The sequence below is a fragment of the Pantoea sp. Mb-10 genome, assembly GCF_021272205.1.
Lineage (GTDB): Bacteria > Pseudomonadota > Gammaproteobacteria > Enterobacterales > Enterobacteriaceae > Pantoea.
This window is the reverse complement of the sequence record NZ_JAJSDX010000007.1, coordinates 251,397-275,957: the sequence shown is the minus strand read 5'-3', so window position 1 is coordinate 275,957 and position 24,561 is coordinate 251,397. Positions and strand designations below refer to the sequence as shown.

The 24,561-nt window shown below is 57.1% G+C and carries 21 protein-coding genes; 12 read left to right on the top strand and 9 right to left on the bottom strand.

Features of this window, described 5'->3' with window-relative positions; genetic code table 11:
* Positions 1–54 precede the first annotated feature (54 nt).
* The 3 genes from uspE (at position 55) to LU196_RS16215 (ending at position 4,003) form a co-directional block, all read left to right on the top strand.
* The gene (uspE, locus tag LU196_RS16225; RefSeq protein ID WP_232760004.1) at positions 55–1,011 is read left to right on the top strand and encodes a universal stress protein UspE; all 957 of its coding nucleotides are present in this window, start codon (positions 55–57) and stop codon (positions 1,009–1,011) included.
* A gap of 433 nt (positions 1,012–1,444) precedes the next feature.
* On the top strand, positions 1,445–2,401 hold the full coding sequence (gene ydgH, locus LU196_RS16220) for a DUF1471 family protein YdgH (protein ID WP_232760003.1): 957 nt from the start codon (positions 1,445–1,447) through the stop codon (positions 2,399–2,401).
* A gap of 210 nt (positions 2,402–2,611) precedes the next feature.
* The gene (locus LU196_RS16215) at positions 2,612–4,003 is read left to right on the top strand and encodes a basic amino acid/polyamine antiporter (protein WP_232760002.1); all 1,392 of its coding nucleotides are present in this window, start codon (positions 2,612–2,614) and stop codon (positions 4,001–4,003) included.
* On the opposite strand, the gene LU196_RS16210 is transcribed toward LU196_RS16215, so the two are convergent.
* On the bottom strand, positions 4,004–4,417 hold the full coding sequence (locus LU196_RS16210; protein WP_232760001.1) for a hypothetical protein: 414 nt from the start codon (positions 4,415–4,417) through the stop codon (positions 4,004–4,006). It lies immediately after the preceding gene.
* 176 nt (positions 4,418–4,593) lie between these two features.
* Between LU196_RS16210 and rstA the strand changes: the two genes are divergently transcribed.
* From rstA to LU196_RS16185, 5 genes are all read left to right on the top strand, one after another.
* Positions 4,594–5,319 carry a two-component system response regulator RstA gene (gene rstA, locus LU196_RS16205; protein ID WP_232760000.1) on the top strand — a complete coding sequence of 242 codons (726 nt, stop codon included), beginning with the start codon at positions 4,594–4,596 and terminating at the stop codon, positions 5,317–5,319.
* Complete coding sequence (gene rstB / locus LU196_RS16200) at positions 5,316–6,626, top strand: two-component system sensor histidine kinase RstB (protein WP_232759999.1); 1,311 nt, start codon at positions 5,316–5,318, stop codon at positions 6,624–6,626. The genes rstA and rstB overlap by 4 nt, the downstream gene beginning before the upstream one ends.
* Before the next feature lie 12 nt (positions 6,627–6,638).
* Complete coding sequence (locus tag LU196_RS16195) at positions 6,639–8,126, top strand: carboxypeptidase M32 (RefSeq protein ID WP_232759998.1); 1,488 nt, start codon at positions 6,639–6,641, stop codon at positions 8,124–8,126.
* Between the two features lie 168 nt (positions 8,127–8,294).
* On the top strand, positions 8,295–8,795 hold the full coding sequence (gene asr, locus LU196_RS16190) for an acid resistance repetitive basic protein Asr (RefSeq protein WP_232759997.1): 501 nt from the start codon (positions 8,295–8,297) through the stop codon (positions 8,793–8,795).
* A 278-nt stretch (positions 8,796–9,073) separates the two neighbouring features.
* On the top strand, positions 9,074–9,880 hold the full coding sequence (locus LU196_RS16185; protein ID WP_232759996.1) for a serine protease: 807 nt from the start codon (positions 9,074–9,076) through the stop codon (positions 9,878–9,880).
* A gap of 31 nt (positions 9,881–9,911) precedes the next feature.
* On the opposite strand, the gene hrpA is transcribed toward LU196_RS16185, so the two are convergent.
* On the bottom strand, positions 9,912–13,808 hold the full coding sequence (hrpA, locus tag LU196_RS16180) for an ATP-dependent RNA helicase HrpA (protein WP_232759995.1): 3,897 nt from the start codon (positions 13,806–13,808) through the stop codon (positions 9,912–9,914).
* 246 nt (positions 13,809–14,054) lie between these two features.
* Here hrpA and LU196_RS16175 point away from each other — a divergent pair, with 246 nt between their 5' ends.
* Positions 14,055–14,654, top strand: a complete 600-nt coding sequence (locus LU196_RS16175; RefSeq protein ID WP_232759994.1) for an FMN-dependent NADH-azoreductase — start codon at positions 14,055–14,057, stop codon at positions 14,652–14,654.
* 88 nt (positions 14,655–14,742) lie between these two features.
* On the opposite strand, the gene LU196_RS16170 is transcribed toward LU196_RS16175, so the two are convergent.
* The 3 genes from LU196_RS16170 to LU196_RS16160 are packed head-to-tail and all read right to left on the bottom strand — an operon-like array spanning position 14,743 to position 17,875.
* Complete coding sequence (locus LU196_RS16170) at positions 14,743–15,063, bottom strand: YdbL family protein (RefSeq protein WP_232759993.1); 321 nt, start codon at positions 15,061–15,063, stop codon at positions 14,743–14,745.
* A gap of 11 nt (positions 15,064–15,074) precedes the next feature.
* A complete protein-coding gene (locus LU196_RS16165) occupies positions 15,075–15,263 on the bottom strand; it encodes a YnbE family lipoprotein (RefSeq protein ID WP_232759992.1) in 189 nt (62 codons plus the stop codon).
* Positions 15,260–17,875, bottom strand: coding sequence for a YdbH family protein (locus tag LU196_RS16160; protein ID WP_232759991.1), 2,616 nt, complete (start codon positions 17,873–17,875; stop codon positions 15,260–15,262). Before LU196_RS16160 ends, LU196_RS16165 begins: the two co-directional genes overlap by 4 nt.
* A 161-nt stretch (positions 17,876–18,036) precedes the next feature.
* Here LU196_RS16160 and LU196_RS16155 point away from each other — a divergent pair, with 161 nt between their 5' ends.
* The gene (locus tag LU196_RS16155; RefSeq protein ID WP_232759990.1) at positions 18,037–19,029 is read left to right on the top strand and encodes a 2-hydroxyacid dehydrogenase; all 993 of its coding nucleotides are present in this window, start codon (positions 18,037–18,039) and stop codon (positions 19,027–19,029) included.
* Between the two features lie 16 nt (positions 19,030–19,045).
* On the opposite strand, the gene LU196_RS16150 is transcribed toward LU196_RS16155, so the two are convergent.
* A complete protein-coding gene (locus LU196_RS16150) occupies positions 19,046–19,315 on the bottom strand; it encodes a DUF333 domain-containing protein (protein ID WP_232759989.1) in 270 nt (89 codons plus the stop codon).
* Positions 19,316–19,494: 179 nt separating this feature from the next.
* On the opposite strand from LU196_RS16150, the gene LU196_RS16145 reads away from it, so the two are divergent.
* Positions 19,495–20,151 carry an MgtC/SapB family protein gene (locus LU196_RS16145; protein ID WP_232759988.1) on the top strand — a complete coding sequence of 219 codons (657 nt, stop codon included), beginning with the start codon at positions 19,495–19,497 and terminating at the stop codon, positions 20,149–20,151.
* 171 nt (positions 20,152–20,322) lie between these two features.
* A complete protein-coding gene (gene ttcA, locus LU196_RS16140; RefSeq protein WP_232759987.1) occupies positions 20,323–21,261 on the top strand; it encodes a tRNA 2-thiocytidine(32) synthetase TtcA in 939 nt (312 codons plus the stop codon).
* A 45-nt stretch (positions 21,262–21,306) separates the two neighbouring features.
* Here ttcA and LU196_RS16135 read toward each other — a convergent pair whose 3' ends face one another.
* The 3 genes from LU196_RS16135 to LU196_RS16125 form a co-directional block, all read right to left on the bottom strand.
* Positions 21,307–21,453, bottom strand: a complete 147-nt coding sequence (locus LU196_RS16135) for a hypothetical protein (RefSeq protein WP_232759986.1) — start codon at positions 21,451–21,453, stop codon at positions 21,307–21,309.
* Between the two features lie 299 nt (positions 21,454–21,752).
* The gene (gene zntB / locus LU196_RS16130) at positions 21,753–22,736 is read right to left on the bottom strand and encodes a zinc transporter ZntB (RefSeq protein WP_232759985.1); all 984 of its coding nucleotides are present in this window, start codon (positions 22,734–22,736) and stop codon (positions 21,753–21,755) included.
* 121 nt (positions 22,737–22,857) lie between these two features.
* On the bottom strand, positions 22,858–24,477 hold the full coding sequence (locus tag LU196_RS16125; RefSeq protein ID WP_232760095.1) for an ABC transporter substrate-binding protein: 1,620 nt from the start codon (positions 24,475–24,477) through the stop codon (positions 22,858–22,860).
* Between the last annotated feature and the right edge of the window lie 84 nt (positions 24,478–24,561).

The window sequence follows — 24,561 nt, the reverse complement described above, 5'->3', positions numbered from 1 at the left end:
CGATAACTTAGGCTATCTTTACTCTCACCGCCTTCGGTTTGAGGAGAGTGCCCTATGTCCAGGTACCAAAATATCCTTGTGGCTATTGATGCCCAGCAGGACGATCAGCCCGCGCTACGCCGCGCCGTGTATTTAAATCAGCGTATCGGCGGAAAAATCAAAGCGTTCCTGCCCATCTATGACTTCTCCTATGAGATGACCACGCTGCTTTCCCCCGATGAGCGCGCCAATATGCGCAAGGGCGTCATCAGTCAGCGCACCGAATGGATCCGCGAACAAGCGCACGCCTATCTGGAGGCCGGCGTCGAGATCGAGATTAAAGTGGTTTGGCATAATCGCCCCTACGAGGCAATTATTCAGGAAGTGATGACCCATCAGCACGACCTGGTGCTAAAAATGGCGCATCAGCACGATCGCCTGGAAGCCGTGATTTTCACCCCGACCGATTGGCATTTGCTGCGCAAGTGCCCTTGCCCGGTATGGATGGTGAAAGACCAGCCGTGGCCGGAAGGCGGGAGAGCCGTGGTGGCCGTTAACCTGGCCAGCGAAGAGCCGCACCATGATGAACTGAACCAGAAGCTTATCCGCGAAACCACGCAGCTGGCGGAGATGGTTAACCATACCGAGGTGCATTTAGTGGGCGCCTACCCGGTGACGCCCATCAACATCGCCATTGAGCTGCCTGATTTCGACCCCAGCGTCTATAACGATGCTATTCGCGGCCAACACCTGGTGGCAATGAAAGCGCTGCGGCAGAAGTTTTCCATTGGCGAAGAGTTCACGCACGTGGCAAAAGGCTTGCCCGAGGAAGTGATCCCTGACATCGCGGCCCAATTAGACGCGGGTATCGTTGTGCTAGGAACCATTGGGCGCACCGGGCTCTCTGCCGCATTTTTAGGCAATACCGCCGAGCAGGTGATTGATCACCTGCGTTGCGATCTGCTCGCCATCAAGCCCGATGATTTCAAGTCGCCCATCGTGCTTGACGACGAAGAGGATGACGACGACTAAGGCGCCAGGGGCGACGCGATGGTCGCCCTTCTCCCTTCATGCCCGTGCGCTCACGCCTTCCGCTTCGCTCCCTTTAAACGCTAAGCCCAACTCTCTACAGCCGGTATTCACCGTTTGCTTAACACAGGCGGCTATGCCACGCGATCCCGTCTGCCGCGCCCAAAACGATGCTGACCTCAATGCGCAGCAAAACCATGCTTTAACAATATGTTAACGTTTATTGCGCTTGACGCTCGCGTCGCGGGGCTTGAGCCAGCCGGCAAATCCCTCTCGCCCCCGCATACACATTCAGCACGTTGAAAGTCAACGCAAGGCACATAAATAGGCTGAGACAGCTGGATTATTACATGCAATAATCAGCCGCTAATCTGTTTTACATCAAGAGTCCAGCACGTTTTCGTACTCATTTTGCGCAAGGCGAAGGATCATTTTTATGAAGCTGAAGAACACCATTCTGGCGTCAACCCTCTTATCCCTGCTGGCGGCCAATGCCTTTGCTGCACGGGAGCTGACGCCAGAACAAGCGGCTGCGTTGAAACCATTCGAACGTATTAATATCAGCGGCCGTTTTAACGCTATCGGTGATGCCACCGATGCCATCTCTAAAGCCGCAGACGCCAAAGGCGCCGATGCGTTTTATGTCCAGGGCATCAACGACACCAACGGCAACGGCGGCAACTGGCGCGTTACTGCCGATCTCTATAAAGCCAATGCGCCAAAAGCCAGCGATGAAACCCAGTATCGCTTGTTCCGTGGCGTCAAAGAGCTGCCTAAATCAGAGGCTTACCGTTTAGAGCCGTTTGATACCGTTACCGTCAGCGGCCACTTCGCCAGCCAGCCAGACGTCAATGACGCCATTGCGAAGCAAGCGCAAGGCAAAGGCGCGGCGGCGTTCTTTATTGTGCGTCAGGTGGATGCCAATAATGGCGGCAACCAATACATCACGGCGTATGTATACAAAGCCGATGCGCCACAGCGTAAGGTGCAGGACGTTTCTGACACCCTGCCAGCAGATTCCGAAGCCGGTAAAGCGGCGCTGGCGGCGGGCGGCGCTGAAGCGAAAAAAGTGGCCATTCCAGGCGTGGCGTCCTCAGACTCCCCAAGCCGCAGCGTGGGCCGTTTCTTTGAAACGCAAAGCTCAACCGGACAGCGCTATACCGTTACCATGGCCGATGGTCGCAGCGTGCAGGAAGTGAACGCCGTCACCGCCGCGCAGATGCAGCCGTTTGATACCATCACCTTCTCGGATCACTTTGGCACCCCGACCGAAGTGTCTGAAGCCACGGCCAAACGCGCCGCAGACAAAGGCGCTAAGTTCTACCATATTACGCGCCAGTGGCAGAACCAAAGCGGTGGCAACCTTACCGTGACCGCCGATCTGTTCAAGTAACGTCACTTCAGGGTGGCCTTAGCCACCCTGCTTTTCCGCCTGCATAATCGCTGCGCAATTTTGCATATTCTTGCATTGCTATCCCTGTTGTCACTCCGTAAAATCTGCCGCCTGTTTATAGGGCATTCCGTTTCCGTTTGTTGAATTCACCACGCGACACGCTAACGGTATGGTTAATTCCAGCACAATTCGCTGTTCGGGAAGGTTTTTTTGGATAAAAAATTAGGCCTCGGCGCGCTGACTGCGCTGGTTCTCAGCTCTATGCTGGGCGCGGGCGTGTTCAGTCTGCCGCAAAATATGGCCGCGGTCGCCGGTCCGGCCGCGCTGCTGATTGGCTGGCTGATCACTGGCGTTGGCATCCTTTTTCTCTCGCTGGCGATGCTGCTGCTGTCACGCTTAAAACCAGACCTGGACGGCGGCATTTTCACTTACGCCCGCGCGGGTTTTGGCGAGCTAATGGGCTTTTGCTCCGCCTGGGGCTACTGGCTGTGCGCGGTGATCGCCAACGTCTCTTATCTGGTGATCGTGTTCTCCGCCCTGAGTTTTTTCACCGATAAACCCGGTCACGTCGTATTCGGCGATGGCAACACCTGGCAGGCGATGGTGGGTGCCTCGGTGCTGCTGTGGCTGGTGCACTGGCTGGTGCTGCGCGGTGTACAAACGGCGGCAAGTATCAATATTCTCGCCACCTTGGGCAAACTGGTGCCGCTGCTGCTGTTTGTGGTGCTGGCGGCACTTGCCTTTAACTACGATCGCTTCCATTTCGATTTCAACGGCCTGCAACTCGGCCGTCCGCTGTGGCAGCAGATTAAAGAAACCATGCTGATCACCCTCTGGGTGTTTATTGGCGTAGAGGGTGCCGTGGTGGTCTCTGCCCGCGCGCGCAATAAACGCGACGTGGGTCGTGCCACGCTGCTGGCGGTGCTGGCCGCGCTGCTGGTGTATTTACTGGTCACGCTGCTCTCGTTGGGCGTGGTGCCGCGCGCCGAGCTGGCGCAGATGCGCAATCCCTCGATGGCCGGCCTGATGACCTTGCTGTTGGGAAATTGGGGTGACGCGGTGATCGCCGGCGGCCTGATCGTTTCGGTGTGCGGCGCTTACCTGAGCTGGACGATCATGGCCGCAGAAGTGCCGTTTCTGGCTGCACAGCAGGGCGCGTTTCCGCGCAGCATCGCACGGCAAAATCGGCATAATTCTCCTGCGGCATCGCTGTGGCTGACCAACGGCAGCGTCCAGATCTGCCTGATTCTCATCGCCGTGACCGGCGCGGATTACAACACCCTGCTGACCATCGCATCCGAGATGATCCTGGTGCCCTATTTACTGGTGGGATTGTATCTGGTCAAAGTGGCGCGTGAGCAGCAGCAACCCGTGGCACTGTTTACTGGCGTGGGGGCCAGCGTTTATGGCATCTGGCTGCTGTATGCCTCTGGGCCGCTGCATCTGCTGCTGTCGGTGGTCTTGTACGCGCCGGGCCTGCTGCTGTTCCTTTATGCGCGGCGCGGCAATCGTGCTGACCGCGCGCTAAACCCGCTGGAACGCATAGCGATTGTGCTGCTGATTGCCGCGTCGCTGCCCGCGCTGTGGCAGCTGACACAGTGATTAATGGGGTTTGACCGGAATGGACACGCACAGCAGGTCTTCCTGCTGTGTTAAATTCAGCGGCTTACGGTATTCCTGATGAATAGCGTCAAGCTGTTCGGGAGAAAGAGGATAAGGCAGCTGAATATCGAAGCGGCTGATATGCTGCTGCTCCGCCAGCGTAATCAAACGCGCAATGTTGATTTCATCGCTGACCTGCGTTGAAATGATTTGCAACGCTAAATCTTTTAAGTGATCGTCGCTGGCGGGTAAGTTGTGCGTTGACTTACGCGTCACCATGCCGAAAATGGGCATGACCCCATAGATGGCGTCAACGAAGCTCCAGCGTTTTTTGCATGAGGCAGAGAGAAAATCACTGTAATTGAAGCAGATGCGATCACTGTATCCGGCTGAAGCCAGCTCTTTATCAGACACCCTCGCACTCCTCCTGTTTTTCGTTACGGTTCCGAACCTTGCGCGATAGCGCGCCGCTAATAATGGCACATTTATTATGGGACATACCAGTCAGGCACGGATATTTCGTGCGATAGCATAGAGCTTAGGACCGGGAAAAGCTATGCTGCTCCCTTCCCCACACGCAGCGACAAACTATGAGCAAAATTGTCTATGTGGAAGATGAGCCAGAGGTTGGCGAACTGATCGCCGCCTATCTTGGCCGCCACGATATCGAAGTGATTGTAGAAACGCGCGGCGATCGCGCAGAAGCCACCATTCTTAACAACGATCCTGACCTGGTACTGCTGGATATCATGTTGCCGGGTAAAGATGGCATGACGCTGTGCCGCGATCTCCGTGCGCACTGGCAAGGCCCCATCGTGTTACTTACCTCGCTCGACAGTGATATGAACCACATTCTGTCGCTGGAGATGGGCGCCAACGACTACATTCTCAAAACTACGCCACCTGCCGTGCTGCTGGCGCGCTTGCGTCTGCATCTGCGCCAGGCGCAAGGTGTTCAACCCGAGATCACGCCGGCGCAGCAAAGCTCGCAGCGCGTGTTGCGCTTTGGCTCGCTGACCATTGACTCCCTTAATCGTCAGGTGACGCTGTTTGACGAAAATATTCTGCTCTCCACGGCGGACTTCGATCTACTTTGGGAGTTGGCCAGCCATGCCGGACAAATCCTCAATCGCGACGCGCTGTTGAAGACACTGCGCGGCGTGAGCTACGACGGCATGGACCGCAGCATTGATGTGGCCATTTCGCGTCTGCGTAAGAAACTTTACGACAGCGCGACGGAACCGTTCCGCATCAAAACCATTCGCAACAAAGGCTATCTGTTTGCGCCACAGGCTTGGGATACCCCTTCCGCATGAGAAAGCTGTTTATCCAATTCTATCTGCTGCTGTTTGTCTGCTTTCTGGTGATGACGCTGCTGGTCGGTCTGGTCTATAAATTCACCGCTGAACGCGCGGGTCGTCAGTCCATGAACGATCTCATGGCCAGCTCGCTGTTTTTGATGCGCAGCGAACTGCGCGAAATTCCGCCGCGCGACTGGAGTAAAACCATCCGCAGCCTCGATCTTGACCTGTCGTTTGCGCTCAACATCGAGCCCATGAGCAAATACCAGCTGGGTGATGCGGATATGAAACGGCTGCGCGCCGGTGAAATTGTGGCGCTTGATGACCAGTACACCTTTCTCCAGCACATTCCGCGCAGCCACTATGTCCTTTCGGTTGGTCCCATTCCCTATCTGTTTTATCTGCACCAGATGCGCCTGCTGGACATTGCGCTGATGGCGTTTATCGCTATCTCCCTCGCGCTGCCGGTATTTATCTGGCTGCGCCCGCATTGGCAAGAGATGCAGCGGCTGGAAAAAGCCGCCCAGCGTTTTGGACGCGGTGAGCTTGATGTGCGCACCCATTTCGAGAATACCTCCAGCCTTTACAGCCTGGGCGTAGCGTTTAACCAAATGGCAGAGAATATCAATACGCTGGTGGCCAGCAAAAAACAGCTGATTGACGGCATTGCTCACGAATTGCGTACGCCGCTGGTACGCCTGCGCTACCGCCTTGAAATGAGTGAAAATCTCACCGCGACGGAATCTGCTGCGTTAAACCGTGACATTGGACAGCTGGAGAGCCTGATCGAGGAGCTGCTCACCTATGCGCGCCTTGACCGTCCGCGCGTCGACCTCAACCTGCAAACGTTTGATCTCGCTCAGTGGCTGCGCTTACACATTGAAGACGTGCAGGCGATGAACCCGCAGACGCACATCGCGCTGGATATTCCGCAGCGTGAGAATGTCGGCTCTGCCGATACGCGCTTGATGGAGCGGGTGCTGGATAACCTGGTCAATAACGCACTGCGCTATGCGCAACAGCGTTTGCGCATCAGTCTGTGGTTCGACAGCGGCACCGGCTTTTTGCAAGTTGAGGATGACGGCCCCGGTATTCCCCCCGCTGAGCGCGAGCGCGTGTTTGAGCCGTTTGTGCGCCTTGACCCAAGCCGCGATCGCGCGACCGGCGGTTGCGGGCTCGGTTTAGCCATTGTGCATTCTATCGCGCTGGCGCTGCAGGGCAGCGTCAGCATTGAGAGCAGTCCGCTTGGCGGCGCCAGTATTCGTTTTTGCTGGCCGGTTGATCTCCCCTTGCGTGACATGACGCCTCGTCTTCCGTCATAAGGAGCTTTTTACGTGACATCCGCTTATCAGGAATTGTGCCGCACCTTTCAACGCCTCTCGCGCTTTGGTCATTTAGGGGCGATTGTCGGTGTTGACATGCAAACCACCATGCCGCCGGGCGGCAGCCAGGGACGCGGCGAAGCGCTGGCCGAACTCAGCGTATTCATGCATGAAGTGCTGACCGATCCACGACTGGGCGCCCTGTTTGACGCGGCCCAACAGGATTCGCTGAATGACGTCGAGCAGGCCAATTTGTATGAGATGCAGCGCGCCTGGCAGCAAGCCAGTCTGCTGCCAGCCTCACTGGTTGAGGCTAAATCACTGGCAGGCTCACGCTGCGAACACGCCTGGCGCCAGCAGCGTCCGGCCAATGATTGGCAAGGGTTTGCAGCCAACCTCAAAGAAGTGGTCAAACTCAGCCGAGAGGAAGCCCAGCTGCGCGCCGACGCGCTGGGCGTCTCCCGCTACGATGCGCTGTTGGATCTTTATGAGCCAGGCATGACCAGCGCGCAGCTGGACCGCACCTTTGGCGATTTGAAAAGCTGGCTGCCCGATCTGCTGCGACAGGCCGTCACCAAACAGCAGAGCCGCACAATCCTGCCGCCGGTAGGGCCTTTTGCCACGGAAGGGCAAAAGCAGCTCGGACTGCGCCTGATGGAAACGCTGGGGTTTGATTTCAACCACGGGCGTTTAGATGTCAGCGCACACCCTTTCTGCGGCGGCGTGCCGGAAGATGTGCGCATCACGACGCGCTACAGCGAAAACGATTTTCTTAGCGCGATGATGGGCGTTATCCACGAAACCGGGCATGCGCGTTACGAACAGAACCTGCCGCAGCAGTGGCGCGGTCTGCCGGTGGCTCAGGCGCGCTCCACGGCGATACATGAATCGCAAAGCTTGTTCATGGAGATGCAGCTTGGCCGCAGCACGGCCTTTTTGCAGCGCATCCATCCGCAGGTGGTGGCATTGATGGGCGAGCAGCCGGCGCTAGACGTGCAGAACTTTATCCATCTCACCCAGCGCGTGCAGCCGGGCTTTATCCGCGTTGATGCCGACGAACTGAGTTATCCCGCACACGTGATCCTGCGCTATGAGATTGAGCGTGCGCTGATTGAAGGTGAGATCGACGTCGACGATATTCCGGCGCTGTGGGATGAGAAGATGCAGCAAAGTTTAGGATTAGATACGCGCGGTAACTACCGTGACGGCTGCATGCAGGATATTCACTGGACCGATGGCGCATTCGGCTACTTCCCTACCTATACGCTCGGCGCGATGTACGCCGCACAGCTGTTCCATGCGGTGAAGCAAGCGATTCCACAGGTCGACGACCTCATTCAGCATGGCGATTTACAGCCGCTGTTTGACTGGCTCAAACAGAATATCTGGCAGCACGGCAGCCGCTTCTCAACGGCGCAGCTGCTGATTAATGCCACGGGCGAGACGTTAAATCCCGCCTACTTCCGCCAGCATCTTGAACAGCGTTATCTCTCCGAGTAAACTGCGCGGCGGCCATCTCAGGCCGCCTTTTCCCCACTTTTCGCCCTTTGTACAATCCGTTACACGCCGATACCAATCCCTCACGGAAAGCGCCAACTGTTTGCCATATAGTTCTTTCACCGGCCCCGCAGTGGGCTACTCATGAAAAAATAGTTCGAGGGTTTTGCAATGAAAAAATTATTTGCACTGGTAATCGCCGCTGCTATGGGTCTGTCTTCTGTTGCTTTCGCAGCTGAGACAACAACTGCTGCTCCTGCTGCTGCCGCACCAACCGCTGCTGCGCCTGCTACAGCCAAAACAGCTGCACCTGCTAAACACAAAATGGTTCACCATAAGAAAGCTGCACAGAAAGCGCAGGCGGCTAAGAAGCACAAGAAAGTAGAGAAAAAAGCAGCCGCGCAGAAAGCGCAGGCAGCTAAAAAGCATCACAAGAAAGCCACCAAACCTGCTGCTCAGAAAGCGCAGGCTGCTAAAAAACACCACAAGAAAGTAACCAAACCTGCTGCTCAGAAAGCGCAGGCTGCTAAAAAGCACCACAAAAAAGCCACCAAACCTGCTGCACAGAAAGCGCAGGCTGCTAAAAAGCACCACAAAAAAGTGACCAAACCTGCCGCTCAGAAAGCGCAGGCTGCTAAAAAGCACCACAAAGTGAAAAAAGCCGCTAAATAAGGTCGCCCTTCTGCGCCCACCAGGCATTCATAATTAAAACACCCGGTTATGCCGGGTGTTTATTTACTGGAGTAGCGAAAAATGGTGCATCGCTATCGCTTCGAAATCATCCTGGTTGTGATGATCCTGTGTGGTGTCATTGCTGCAAGCTTTTTCCTGTAGTCGTTGTAGCGCGCTGATTACTCCATTATTTCTCCCTTTTTTACCGCTCACCGACTATAGTTATCGCTCTTGCGTGATGACAATACCCTCTACTTATTCTCGCCATTGAGAGAACTATGCGCCTGGCTATTCTGTTTTTCGTTGGTATTTTTAGCGTTACCCTCACAGCTCATGCCGATGACGAAGACGGGCTTAGCCCGCAAGACATTAAGACGCTGTTTTTTGGGAAAGATCATCGCGTTGCCATCACGGATGTTAGCGCGGCCCCTTGGGATGCCATTGGTCAACTGGAAACCGAAAGCGGGAATCTCTGTACCGCCACGCTGATTTCCGCCCATTTGGCACTCACCGCCGGTCACTGCCTGCTGGCACCGCCAGGAAAATTTGATAAGCCGGTGGCGCTCCGCTTTATGGCGGCGGACAAAGGCTGGCGTTATGAAATTCATGATATCGATGCACGCGTTGAACCATCGCTGGCGCGCAAGCTGCAGGCGGATGGCGAGGGCTGGATTGTGCCGCCCGGTGCCGCGCCCTACGATTATGGGCTGATTATTCTGCATAATCCCCCTTCCGGCATCGTGCCGATTCCACTGTTTGACGGCTCGCGCAGCGATCTGACTGCTGCCCTCAAAACCACCAATCGTCAGGTGACGCAGGCGGGTTATCCCGCAGACCATCTGGATACGCTCTATTCGCACAGTGACTGCGTGGTAACCGGCTGGGCACAACGTGCCGTGCTGTCACACCAGTGCGACACGCTGCCCGGCGACAGTGGTTCACCGCTGCTGCTGAAAACCGACACCGGTTGGCAATTAATTGCCGTACAGAGTTCGGCCCCTGCGCCCGCCGATCGCTATCGCGCTGATAACCGCGCGATTGCCGTGACGTCTTTTAAAGACCGACTGGAAGAGTTGGCGAAATAATCGGGTGGGAAGCCGCCTTCCCACCGTTGCCCTAGTTAAGTTGCTCCATCGCCTGCAAAATACGCTTGTCGGAAATGGGATACGGCGTGCCCAGCTGCTGTGCAAAGTAGCTGATGCGTAACTCTTCTAACATCCAGCGAATCGCCTGCACGTCAGCATCGTCGCGTCGCTGCGGCGGCAATTTGTTGCGCCACGTCTGCCACGCCTGTTCAACCGCCTGCACTTTTAACATACGGGCGCGATCGCTGTGCGGGTCCACCGGCAGCTTCTCCAGGCGGCGCTCAATACCCTGCAGATAACGCAGCGTATCGCCCAGCCGCTGATAGCCATTGCCGGTGACAAATCCCCGGTATACCAGCCCGGACAGTTGCGCTTTGATATCCGCCAGCGCCAGCGCCAGGCTCATGTCGACGCGCCCTTTCAAAAACTTATTGATGTTAAACACGCTGGTCAGGATCTGCTCAACCTGCTTAGCAATGGTCACAACGGTATCATTCAACTCGGCGCGTACCTTGTCGCGCAGCTGCTCAAACCCTTCTTGCTCCCAAGCTGGACCGCCCGCTTCCGCCATCAATTTATCAATGCCGCAGGCGATGCAGTCATCGATCAGCTCCAGCACTTTTCCGTAAGGGTTAAAGTACAAGCCGAGCTTGGCTTTGTTTGGCAGCTTTTCATGCAGATATTTAATCGGTGACGGAATGTTCAGCAGCAGCAGGCGACGCTGGCCGCGCCACATCATTTTTTGCTGCTCCTGCTCACTGTCAAACAGGCGGATCGCCACGCTGTCTTTTTCATCCACCAGCGCAGGCCAGGCTTTTACCCGATAGCTGCCGCGTTTCTGTTCGTAGCTTTGCGGCAGTGCGCCGAAGCTCCAGATATGCAGGCCGCTCTGCTCAAGCCCATCGTCTGCCACTTGCGACAAGGTTTCTTGCACTTTGCCTTTTAGACGCTGCTTGAGCAGATGAAGATCTTTGCCTTCTTCCAGCTTCCGGTTGTGTTCATCCACAATGCGGAACGTGATTTTTAGGTGATCGGGCACCTGATCCCACTGCCAGGCGTCGCGGTCAATGGTGACGCCGGTCATGCGACGAAATTCACGCTCCAGCGCATCAAGCAGCGGCAGCGCCATGGCCTCCACGCGGCCAAGAAACGCCTCGGCGTAATTGGGGGCCGGCACCAGATTGCGGCGAAGGGGTTTTGGCAGCGATTTGATGAGTGCAATCACCAGCTCACGCCGCACGCCGGGGATTTGCCACTCAAAGCCCTGTTCCTCCACCTGATTAAGCAACGGCAGCGGAATATGTACCGTGACGCCGTCGGCATCCGTGCCGGGCTCAAACTGATAGCTCAGCTTGAGCTTGAGATTTCCCTGATGCCAAAAGTTAGGGTAATCCAGCTGGCTGACCTGCTGCGCGCCGTGTTTGATCAGCATTTGCTTATCAAAGCTCAGCAGGTCGGGATTGGCCTTACTGGCCTGCTTCCACCAGCTATCGAAATGCGGGGCCGACACCACCTCACTGCCAATACGCCGATCGTAGAAGGCGAACAGCGTTTCATCGTCCACCAGGATGTCGCGACGACGGGATTTGTGCTCTAAGTCTTCGACTTCGCTGCGTAACTTAAGGTTATTGCGGAAGAAAGCGTGACGCGTCTGCCAGTCGCCTTCCACCAGCGCATGCCGGATAAACAGTTCGCGGCTCAGTGTGGGATCGATTTTGCCGTAGTTAACCTTGCGCGCCTGAACAATCGGTAAGCCGTAAAGCGTCACCTTCTCACTGGCCATCACCGCGCCCTGCGCTTTTTCCCAGTGCGGTTCGCTGTAGCTGCGTTTTATCAGGTGCTGCGCCAGCGGCTCAATCCACTCTGGTTCGATGCGCGCGGCCACGCGACCCCACAGGCGACTGGTTTCGACCAGCTCCGCCACCATGGTCCACTTGGGCGGTTTTTTAAACAGCCCCGACCCTGGGAAAATGGCGAAGCGCGTGTTGCGGGCGCCGGTGTACTCCTGCTTTTCAGCATCTTTCTGACCAATGTGCGACAGCAGGCCGGTGAGCAGCGCACAGTGCACTTCGCGATAAGGCGCCGGCTCGCTGTTGACCGGCATGCCCAGTTCGCGGACGACCTGACGCAGCTGGGTATAAATATCCTGCCACTCGCGCACGCGCAAATAGTTGAGATAGTCGGTTTTACACTGGCGGCGGAACTGGTTGCCCGATAGCGCTTTTTGCTGCTCCTGCAGGTAGTGCCAAAGGTTCACAAAGGCAAGGAAATCCGAGTCTTTGTCGGCAAAGCGCCGGTGCTTCTCATCCGAGGCTTGCTGCTTTTCAACCGGACGCTCACGCGGATCCTGAATGGAGAGCGCGGCGGTAATGATCATTGCCTCACGCACGCAGCCAAATCGCTGTGCTTCCAGCACCATTCGGGCAAGGCGCGGATCCACCGGTAGCTGTGCCAGCTGGCGTCCCGAAGGCGTCAGCGCATATTTACCGCTGTCGCTGAGCGTAATCGCGCCTAGCTCCTCCAGCAGGCGTACGCCATCCTGAATGTTGCGCTTGTCGGGCGCCTCAACAAAGGGAAATGCGCCGATGTCGCCCAATCCCAGTGCCGTCATCTGCAAGATCACCGACGCGAGGTTGGTACGCAAAATCTCCGGATCGGTAAACGCCGGCCGGCTCAGGAAATCCTCTTCAGAGTAGAGGCGAATACAGATGCCTTCCGACACGCGGCCGCAGCGGCCTTTACGCTGATTCGCAGACGCCTGAGAAATCGGCTCGATCGGCAAGCGCTGCACCTTGGTGCGATAGCTATAGCGGCTGATACGCGCCGTGCCGGGATCGATCACATACTTAATGCCCGGCACGGTGAGCGAGGTTTCGGCCACGTTGGTTGCCAGCACAATTCGGCGACCGCTGTGCGACTGAAACACGCGATTCTGCTCGGCGTTCGACAAACGGGCATACAGCGGCAGAATTTCCGTGTGCGGCAGATCGCGGCGGTTAAGTGCATCGGCGGTATCGCGAATTTCTCGCTCACCGCTCATAAAAATCAGTATATCGCCGCGGCTCTCGCGGCCGAGCTCATCCACCGCGTCAAAAATCGCCTGCAGCTGGTCGCGGTCCGTATCTTCCGCGTTCTCTACCACGGGGCGATAGCGCACTTCCACGGGATAGGTACGTCCAGACACCTCGATCACCGGCGCATGATTAAAGTGGCGGGAAAAACGCTGCGGATCGATGGTCGCCGAGGTGATGATCACTTTTAAATCCGGCCGGCGTGGCAGCAGCTCGCGCAAATAGCCCAGCAGGAAGTCAATATTGAGGCTGCGTTCGTGCGCCTCATCAATGATCAACGTGTCATATTGCAGTAGCTGGCGATCCTGCTGAATTTCCGCCAGCAGAATGCCGTCTGTCATCAACTTCACCTGCGTGGTATCGCTGACCTGATCGTTGAAGCGCACCTTGTAGCCGACCGTGCCGCCAAGTGAGGTCTCCAACTCATCAGCAATGCGGTTGGCGACGGTGCGTGCCGCCAAACGGCGCGGTTGCGTATGACCGATCAGCCCTTTTACACCGCGTCCCAGCGCCAGACAAATTTTGGGCAGCTGCGTGGTTTTTCCCGAACCCGTTTCGCCCGCCACGATCACCACTTGGTTATCGCGAATGGCATCGGCGATGCTCTGCTGTTTTTGGCTGACCGGCAGGTTATCGGGAAACGTGATGCGCGGCGTTGCGGCCGTGCGCAGCGCGATGCGCTGCTCGGCGGCGCTAAACTCGGATTCAAGCTCAGCAACAATGCCTCGCTGCGCGTCTGGATTTTTCACTTTCGTGGCGCCCTGCAAGCGACGCTGCAAACGCTGGCGATCGCGCAGCGTAAGGTGATCAAGCCGCGCCCAAAGCGGGGCAAAAGGCGAAGAAGCAGATGATGACATAGTGACGAATTACCTGTTGTCGCGGCAAGCCCGGCATGCGTTCGCAGCCCGGCTGACAGAGTCTGGCGGAAAAATAACTATCGGGCATGATAGCACATTCTCTCCCAGGCTTCGCGCGCAGGTGGCTGTGCTTATTCAATAAATTCGAACATAGCTCTCGAAATATTGCGCTTTTCGCGGCGCGGTTAACGCCGTAGAGTGAGACCCATTCAGCGGTAAACACCGCGTAACGCACAGGAAGATAACATGAGCAAAGTCTTAGTTCTGAAATCAAGCATTCTGGCCGATTACTCACAGTCCAGCCAACTCGCCGATTTTTACGCCGATGAAGCACGCGCCAAGGGCGACAGTGTAACCGTGCGCGACCTGGCGGCGCAGCCGGTGCCGGTGCTTGATGGCGAACTGGTCGGCGCACTGCGTCCTTCCGATGCCCCTCTCTCTCCGCGTCAGCAAGAAGCGCTGGATCTGTCGAATGCGTTGATCGCGGAACTGCAGGCCCACGACACCGTGGTGATCGCCGCGCCGATGTACAACTTCAACATCCCGACGCAGCTGAAAAACTACTTCGACCTGATTGCGCGCGCAGGCGTGACGTTCCGTTACACCGAAGCGGGTCCAGAAGGGTTGGTGAAAGGTAAGCGTGCGGTGATCCTGTCGAGCCGCGGCGGTATTCATAAAGATACGCCAAGCGATCTGCTGACTCCTTACGTGAAACTGTTCCTGGGCTTTATCGGCATCACCGATGTCGAGTTCGTGCTGGCCGAAGGCATTGCCTATGGTCCAGAAGTGGCAACCAAAGCCACCAGCGACGCGAAAGACGCCATCAAGCAGATTGTCGCCGCATAAATGTTGCATTGAATAACTGCCCTGCGATAAAAGGGCAGAATGCCGTCATTGCCGGGCCTGAGCGCCCGGCTTTTTTATGGCGCACAAATTACTTTTGCAGCCACTGCCCGTTGATACCCCGCACATATTCCCCCGCCGATGCGCGCGCAACCAGTTTTTCACCGGCAATACGTCCAACCTCTTGCGTCGTCAGGCGATTTTGCTGCGCCACACGCTGATACTGTTCGGCACGGCCCGCATTGATGCGTGCCACCAGGGCCAGCGTTTCCTTATCCTGCTGACGGGCGGCAATATAGCCGCTAAGGGTTTCCCCTACGCGTCCCTGCTGACGCGCCTCGTCAAGCGTTAGCGCCCAAGCCGAAGGGGCGAGCAACAGGGCAACAACCAGCGCCATTACGCTGCGTTTCATCGTTCCGCTCCTCAAAACAGGCCGCTCTGCTCTTTTAACAGCGCTTCGACATCTTTATCCACCTTAATGTGGATCTCGTGTTCGATTTTTACGTTCATGTTAATGGTAATGGGCTCTTTTGGCGCCGCCACTTCAATGCGCGGCACGCAGCCCAGCAGCGGCAGGACGGCTGCCAGCAACGCGAATGCCCTCAGGCTCATGGTTGGGGATCCTTTCTGGATGGCAGGGTAGCGTGTTGCTCTACCCAAGATTGCAAGTTATCGCCAAAGCGCAGGCTGCGCCACAGCTGAAAAAGATTTTCCTGATGACGGTAGTTCAAGTTGACCTGTTGACGGCGATTGCTGAACTGGCTGGTGCCTTTAACTTCCGCTTGCAGAGACAGGTTACCAACATTGTCCAGATCCAGCGTGGCCCACGCACGCGACATTTCCATGTAACGCAGCCAGTCCAGTGCTGCTCCGGCCGCCACGTTGTTTTTGACGATGGCATCCGCCATGTCTTTATCAAGGCGGAACGTTAGCGGCCCGCTGTTGGCAATCCACCCTTTTTCGATTAGCCAGCGCGGGTTATTTACCCACAGCGGTAACTCGCCGTTGACCTCGCCCGACATCGCAAATTGCTTAGGCTTCAGCGCGGTCACCAGCCGGCTCAGATTGATGCTGCTCAGCGTAATGCGCGCCGGCTGCCGCTGAGGCAGCGACAGCCACGGCATGCTAACGTGTCCACCCAGCAGGTCAAAATTCACATTGCTCAGCGTGAGTGGCTGACGCGGCTGCCACGGATAGTGGCCTTGCAGATCGGCTGTGATGTTTTGCAGCGCAAACTGGTTTTTGACTTCGGCAATGCGCAGTGACACCGGGCCGCGGCGGCCGAGCTGCCACTGGTGTGCTTTCAGGCGGAACGGCAACGTAAAGTCAATGCCATTGATTTCACTGTCCGGCATCCAGACGCTGCCCTGCTTCACGGCCCAGAAACCGCCTGCCTCAAACCCTTGCGCTGGCGCGGCGGAAAAGGCCACTTGCGCGCGGAGCTGACCCGACTGAATCCGCATTTTCATGTCGCTGCTCAGCAGCGGTTGAAACACCGCCAGCGACTGTGAAGGCCACCACGCCTGTCCGCGCAGTCGCGTTCCGTCCCAGCGGCCGTGCACGCGCAGGGGGCCGATCTCGGCGGCGGTTAACTGGCCACGCCACTGGAAATGGCCGGGATCATTCCCCACCGCCTGGAAATCCAGCTGCGACGGCGGCAGCCTGCCACCGTAGTCAAACTGCGTTTGTCCGGCGCGCAGCGTAAAGCCGCCGGCGAATGAGGCGCGTGCCGGATCGCGCGCCCAGCGCACCGGCGCGGTCAGGCGCAGGCGCGGCTTGGCCACGGTCACGCCGCCATAGGCGAGTTGGTCGAACCCGGTATCGAGGGTATCCAGCGTGATTTGCGTTCCCTGCCAGCTGCCGGTGCCTTTCACATCCCAGCGCGCCTGCAGCGGCACCATTTCGCCCTTGCCCCAATAGCGCCAGTTCCAGCGCCCGCTGTCTGGCCAGAAGTGATTGGCGTGACCATCCAGATGCAGTGTAAAGCGCCCGAGTCCGCTGTCGTGCGCGCGAAGAATCGCCTGCAGGCGGCCATCAATGCCGCCGGCGCCCAGCGTCACTCCCGCCAGCGGCCAGCGCGCCTCATCAACGTCCAGCGTTGAAAGCAGGCGACCGCGCAAGCGCAGCAGCGCACCGGGTTTCAGCGTGAGTTGGGGGGAGAGAATGCTGCCGTGCAGGAGGCCAGGCAGGCTGCCAAAGAGTTGCAGATCGGCGAGTTTGCTCTCGCCGGTCAGCTGGAAAGGTAACGCGCTATCGGTGAAGCGCAACGCGCCCGGCCCAACGCTGAGCACCAGGTTACCTTTGCCGCCGCGGCCGCGCGTTAAAAGGTTGGCGCGGCCGCGAATTTCGGTCTGCGCGAGCCCTTGCTGCCAGTTTTGCAGCGTTAGCGCTACGCCGCCCGAAAGAGGCTGATCGGCCTGAGGCCAGCGCCACTCACCGTCGTGGATACGAATTTGCTGGCTATCCGCCTGCCACGGCAGACGCAGCAGCGGTCGATCGATGCCCTGCTGCGTCACCTGTAATTCACCCTGCTGGTGCTGCCAGTTTAGCGTCACGGCAAGCGGCTGTGGCCACTGCGCGAGATGGAGGCCGCCGTGCAGTTCGCCCGCCACCGGTACCCCTTGCGCCAGCGTGGATAAGGTGAAATCACCCGAGAGCGTCAGCGGTGACGTTAGCGCGGGATACGCCAGCTCAAGGCGCGTAAGATGCAGCTGCTGCCCTTTCAACTGAGCATTCAGTTGCAGATTCTCGCCCTGAAAGCGCACGCGCTGGTCGCGTTTATCCAGTGTCAAATCGAGGCGCCCAGCATACTGCGGCCAGGGGAGAAGCGTCAGACGATCAATCCGCACGTCCGCGCCCGGCAGACGCTGCTGCCACTCAGCCAACGAGCGCGGTGCCGCGCTGCTGCTGTGCGGTAGCGATGCCAGACAATCAGTATCCAGCTGAACGCGGCCCGCCTGCAGGTGCCAACGGTGCTGATGCCAGCCAAGCTGTGCCGCCTGCACCTGCGCCAGCGCGCATTCTCCCGCGTAATAGCGTACCGCAGGAAAGCGCAGGTTGCCTGCGTGCCAACCCGGCGCGCCGTCAAGTGCAATGCGGGTATCTTCGGGCAACCACAGCCCGACAACGCGCGGCAGCCACTGCGTGACGGTCAGCAGCAATCCCACTATCAGCACGGTCAGCGCCAGTAGAGCAGCAAGAGTTCGACGAAGGCCACGCCTCATGGCAGCTAACGTTCCTGTTGATATGATCCTGCCCAAGATGATGGCATGTTATCTGCGTTTTATGAAGGCGTTACGCCTTAGTCTGCCTTAAGCGCAGCAAAACCGGATGGAAGACGTTATTCTGTAACGATAACGTCGTGGCATTTTTCAGGAGTGAAACAATGAAAGTTGCGGTTTACAGCACCAAACACTATGACCAAAAGTACCTCGATCAGGTCAATGCGCGCTTTGGCTTTGATCTCACCTATTTTGATTTTCTACTGAGTGAAACCACTGCAAAAAATGCCGCAGGGTGCGATGCGGTGTGCATTTTTGTTAACGATGACGCCAGCAAAGCGGTATTGGAAGAGCTCGCCGCCGTGGGCGTGAAATACATCGCGCTGCGCTGCGCGGGTTTCAACAACGTCGATCTGCAGGCCGCCGCCGCGCTTAACCTCAAAGTGGTGCGCGTGCCCGCTTACTCGCCCGAAGCGGTGGCCGAGCATGCGGTGGGCTTGATGATGGCGTTGAACCGCCGCATCCATCGCGCCTACCAGCGCACGCGCGACGCCAACTTTTCGCTGGATGGCCTGACCGGCTTCAACATGTACAACAAAACGGCGGGCATTATTGGCACGGGGAAAATCGGGTTGGCCGCCCTGCGCATTCTCAAGGGATTTGGCATGCGCCTGCTGGCGTACGATCCTTATCCGGCGGAAGCCGCCCGCGCATTGTGTGCGGAATACGTCGATTTGCACACCCTGTTCGCGCAATCTGACGTGATCACGCTGCACTGCCCGATGACGCCGGAAAACCACCATCTGCTCAATGCAGAAGCGTTTAGCCAGATGAAAGATGGCGTGATGATCATCAACACCAGCCGCGGCGGCTTAATTGACTCACAAGCGGCGATTGACGCGCTGAAACAGCAGAAAATTGGCTCACTCGGTATGGATGTTTATGAGAATGAGCGCGATCTCTTTTTTGAAGATAAATCTAACGATGTGATTCAGGATGACGTTTTCCGCCGCCTGTCTGCCTGCCATAACGTGCTCTTTACTGGGCATCAGGCGTTTCTGACGGCCGAAGCCCTGACCGCTATCTCAGAAACCACGCTCGACAATCTTCAGCGTATCGAACGCGGCGAACAGAGTGAAAATGAGGTCACTGCATAGCAAAGTTGCGCCTGCGTTAGCGGGCGCAGCGTCCGCCCATCAGCGCCTGCTCATCGCAGCGGCGGCCATTGCCTAGCTGACACATGCCAATGCGCGATCCATCAAGCTGACGCGAAAACGCCAGCGTTCCCCCGGCGTTGCTGCAATTGACTTCCGCCAAGGATGACATCACCACATGCGGTGAAACGTGGGCGGCGGTGGCCTGTTGCGGCGGTTCGTCGCTGTTGCTGCTGCAGCCAGCAAGTAACAGCGCTGCGCCAGCCAGCAATAATGTAGCGGCTTTCATCAGTCGGGCTCCGGGGGTGTCGGGTACAAAAGAGGACTCAGCATATGTCAGCAGCTGCGCGGGGTCGAGGGGCGACACAGCTTTTTACAAAATTTAAGAATAAGCATTGCAAGCAGAATTATCCTGTTTGCAGTCGCGGCAGCGGTATTACCCCGCTTATTCCACTGACAGGAGGAAAAATGTTAACTGACATGCTCATTCGCATTGCCCTTGCCGGTATTTTGGGCGGCCTGATTGGCCTGGAGCGACAAATGCGCGCCAAAGAGGCGGGACTGCGCACCCATATTCTCGTCGGCATCGGCAGCGCGATGTTTATGCTGGTATCAAAGTATGGCTTTGCCGACATGCTGACTAATGACCATGTGGCGCTGGATCCCAGCCGAATCGCGGCACAGGTGGTCAGCGGCATGGGCTTTCTCGGCGCGGGCACCATTATCATTCAAAAGCAGATTGTCAAAGGCCTCACCACCGCCGCTGGGCTGTGGGTTACCGCGGCAATTGGGTTGGTGATTGGTAGCGGCATGTACGAAATTGGTATTTACGGCACCGTGCTGGCGCTGGTGGTGCTGGAAACGTTTCGGCGCATTAGCCACTGGTTGATTGGGCGCCACCATACGCTGCTGGTGCAGCTGAAGCCGAAAAGCGTGCCATTGGTGCTTCTGGTCTTACAACGGGAGCATTTGCGCTACGGCCGCATCGCCGTGGTGAACCGCGATGAAGAGAGTGGCCTGTGTGAGCTAAGCGTAGAAGTGACATTGTCACGCAGCGCCCCGCTGCACGCCATCTATGACAAGGTGATGGAAGTCAAAGGGGTGCATTCCCTGGAGATGATGTGATCGGCGCGGTAAAAACGCCTCATTCATGAAAAGCATGAAAAGAGTGTAGCTGACGCTGGCATTCGCGGCAGCAATCCGTACCATACGCACTCATGTTAAAGAGGGTTGAGCGCCGCGTAGGTTCCTCTCTGCCGCTAACGATCCTGGTCTTCACTGTTAAGCGTGAAAATAATGTCAGAAAATCAAGAAGTAAGTAAAAAAGAACAGTACAACCTGAATAAGCTGCAAAAGCGTCTGCGCCGCAATGTCGGCGAAGCCATTGCCGACTTCAACATGATTGAAGAAGGCGATCGCATCATGGTGTGCCTGTCCGGAGGCAAAGACAGCTACACCATGCTGGAAATACTGCGCAGCTTACAAAAGAGCGCACCGGTGAACTTTTCGCTGGTGGCAGTGAACCTCGACCAGAAACAGCCCGGCTTCCCGGCGCATATTCTACCCGCATGGCTGGAAGAACTTGGCATTGAGTACAAAATTGTCACCGAAGACACCTACTCAATCGTTAAAGAAAAAATCCCGGAAGGCAAAACGACCTGCTCACTGTGCTCCCGCTTGCGTCGCGGCATTCTCTACCGCACCGCGAGCGAATTAGGCTGCACCAAGATTGCGCTCGGTCATCATCGCGACGATATTTTACAGACGCTGTTCCTGAACATGTTCTATGGCGGCAAGATGAAAGGCATGCCGCCCAAGCTGATGAGCGATGACGGCAAACATATCGTCATCCGCCCGCTGGCTTACTGCCGCGAAAAGGATATTATCCGCTTTGCCGAAGCGCGTCAGTTCCCCATTATTCCCTGCAACCTGTGCGGTTCACAGCCGAATCTTCAACGTCAGGTGGTGGGCGATATGCTGCGTGACTGGGACAAGCGTTATCCGGGACGTTTGGAAACCATGTTCAGCGCGATGCAGGATATTGTGCCCTCACACATGGCCGATACTGCGCTGTTTGATTTTAAAGGGCTGCGTCACGGCGACGCAGTGGTCGACGGCGGCGACATCGGCTTTGATCGTGAAACGCTGCCGCTCAAGCCCGCGGGCTGGCAGCCTGAAGAAGACGACGACCTCGCTGAAAAACAGATTCGGCTCGACGTACTCGAAATCAAGTAACGGTGCAGACAAAAAAGGCGCGTTGATCACAACGCGCCTTTTTTATTACCCGTGTGGCGGCGGGTCCGAGATGGGCGGATAAGCCGGATCGTGCGGCGGATCCGGCTCCGGTATCGGCTGAGGCTGCGGTATCGGTTCGGGAATCGGTGGCGGATCGGTTGGAATGGGTTCACTGGCAGTGAATGGTTGCATGCCCTTCTCCTTTTCGCTGGATGTCTTGTAAGCGTAGGAAAAGAAATGCACTCAGGCCAGGCGGGCAAAAAAAAGCCGGCAGTGATGCCGGCGTGTGCGCATTAATGCGGTTAAACATTCGTGCGAAATCAAGAAGTAAGACAATGTGGAGCACAACGCCCATCGCTTGACGTTGCATTCACCTGCAAGAGAGAGTGTGCCGCGCTGCGCCCAGAAGCGTTTTGATTTCGATCAGGTTTATGCGTTTTTTCGCCTCAGCGTAAGCGCGCATCCCACGCAACGCCATGTTGATCAGAACGTCATAGCCACTTGCGCCGCTTAAGCCACAGCGCCACGCCGCCCACCATCAGCAACAGCAGAACGCAAAACGCCGTAAAACCCATCGGCCAACTCCCGCCGGGAATGCCGCCAAGATTGACGCCAAACAGCCCGGTTAAAAAGGTCGCTGGCAGGAAAATCATCGCCATCAGCGACATAGTGTAGGTGCGACGGTTCATGGACTCCGCCAACAGCGAGGCCACTTCGTCAGCGAGAATGCCGGTTCGCGCCACGCCCGCGTTAAGGTCGTCCAACCCTCGCCCCAGCCGGTCGGCAACGTCCTGCATGCGGCGGCGATCGTCATCGTTCATCCAGGTGAGTTTTTCACTGGCGAGGCGCGCATACACATCGCGCTGCGGTGCCATGTAGCGTCGCATCACAATCAATTGTTTACGTAACAGCGCCAGCTCACCGCGGGCGGGCACTTGCTGGTCCATCAGTGCATCTTCCAACTCGATTATTTTGTCGTGCATCTCTTCGATAAACTCGCTGGCGTGATCGGTCAGCGCATCACACACCTCCACCAGCCAGCTGCCGCCGTCAATCGGGCCATTGCCCGCTTGCAGCTCGTTCAGTACGTCATCAATGGCGTTGACCTTACGCCGCCGGGTAGAGACGATGAGCTTATCGTTGATGAACACCCGCATCGCCACCAGCTGATCCGGACGCGCGTCGGCGTTGTGATTCACGCTGCGCAGCACGATCATAAAGCCGTCGCCAAGGCGCGTTACGCGCGGACGCATACTGTCACCGGCCAGCGCGTCACGCACCGAATCGGGAATAAGCGGCGTTTTTTGTAGCCAGTCGGCGCTCTGCCGGTGGGTGTAATTGAGATGCAGCCAGCACGGACGCTCGCAGTGGATCACATCTTTGTCTTCAATCGCGATCATGCCGCCCTGTCCGTCCAGCTGACAGGCAATGATCGCATCAGATACTTTTAGCGCGCTTCCTTCAATGACGTTCACATCCTCGCCTCACTCCGCTTTCAATGCGCTACAGTCTAGCGTGGCGACGATGAGTTGCAATCACCGGGCTGTGAACAAACGTGAGCAAGAACGGGCGTTCCGTCGCCCCGTTCTGCGAGGATTAATGCTGCGCGATCCACAGCTCACGGCTGTAGGCCACATCTTCGGGGTTGGTAATGGGATAGCCCTTGACGTACGGCTTGATCAATCGACCGTTCGTGTATTGATAAATCGGCGCGATGGGCGCCTGTTCGGCGATGATCTGTTCCGCTTTGTTGTAATCCGCATTGCGCGCCGCCGCATTGGTATCAGTGCTCGCTTTCGCCAGCACGGCGTCATATTCCGCACTGTGGAAGCGCGGAATATTGCTGCTGTTACCCGAGGTCAACAGGCTCAGGAACGTTGAAGGCTCATTGTAGTCGCCGACCCAAGAGGCGCGAATCACATCGAAATTGCCGCTGTTGCGGCTATCGATATAGCTTTTCCACTCCTGATTCTGCAGCGTCACGTCCACGCCCAGATTTTTTTTCCACATGGAGGCGACCGCAATCGCGATCTTCTGATGGCTCTCCGACGTGTTATACAGCAGGGTAAGATGCAGCGGCTTACCCGGCCCATAGCCTGCAGCGCTTAACAGCGCTTTTGCCTGAGCATTGAGTTCCTGCTGACTGTGCTGCTGTAAAATACTTTGCTGCGGGGTAAAGCCGGCGGTCACGTCTGGCGTGAAGTGCCAGGCCGGTTTTTCCCCGGTGCCCAACACTTTTTCCGCGATGATACGGCGATCGATGCTCCATGACAGCGCTCTGCGAACCCGTGCGTCTGCGGTTGGCCCTTTTTGCGTGTTAAACGCATAGTAGTAGGTGCCGAGTTGATCGGGCGTATACACCTCGCCCGGCAACGTTTTCTTTAGCATGGCATACAGGTTTTTAGGAAAAGATTCGGTGATATCGATGTCGCCGGCGCGGTAGCGTTTGGTGGCGCTCGACTCTTCGTTGATCGGCACAAATGTCACTTTATTCAGCACGGAGTGCGCGTTGTCCCAGTAATGCGGATTACGCGCCAGGACGATTTTTTCATTCACCACGCGCGACGTCAGCTGATAGGCGCCGTTGCCAACCAGCTTGCCCGGCGCAGTCCAGTCGTTGCCGTACTGTGCAATCACGCTTTTCGGTACGGGGAAAAGCGCAACATTGGCTACCATTGCGGGGAACCACGGCACAGGTCGTGACAACGTCACCTTAAGGTGCTGTGCGTCAGTGGCGACCACGCCTAAGGTGTCGGGCGACATTTTACCTTGGGTTATGGCTTCAGCGTGGGTAATGCCGCTTAGGGCGGCGAACCACGCGAAGGGCGAACTGCTTTTGGGATCGACCAGGCGCTGCCAGCTGTAGACAAAATCTTGCGCGGTCACCGGCTCGCCGTTTGACCAGCGGGCGTCATTACGCAGCGTAAACAGCCAGGTTTTGTTGTCATGGGTACTCCATTCAGACGCCACGCCCGGCACGATCTGCCCGTGTGCATCCTGATTGGTTAGCCCTTCAAAGAGATCGCGCATTACCTGAATTTCAGGCAACCCGACCGCTTTTAGTGGGTCTAACGAAGCGGGCTCATCTTTGATGTGACGAACAATTTCCTGTTTGGCCGCCAACTGTGCGCCAGCCGGCACCTCCGCCGCCCATGCCGGTGCCAACGCACTGGCAATCCATGCCGCCGCCCATGTTTTACGCCACGTTACCTTCATCATCCCTCCTTTCCCGCAATAATGACGGCGACAGAAGCGCTGCGCCGCCAGAGACGCTTGGCACTTTATCGCATATTGCTAATC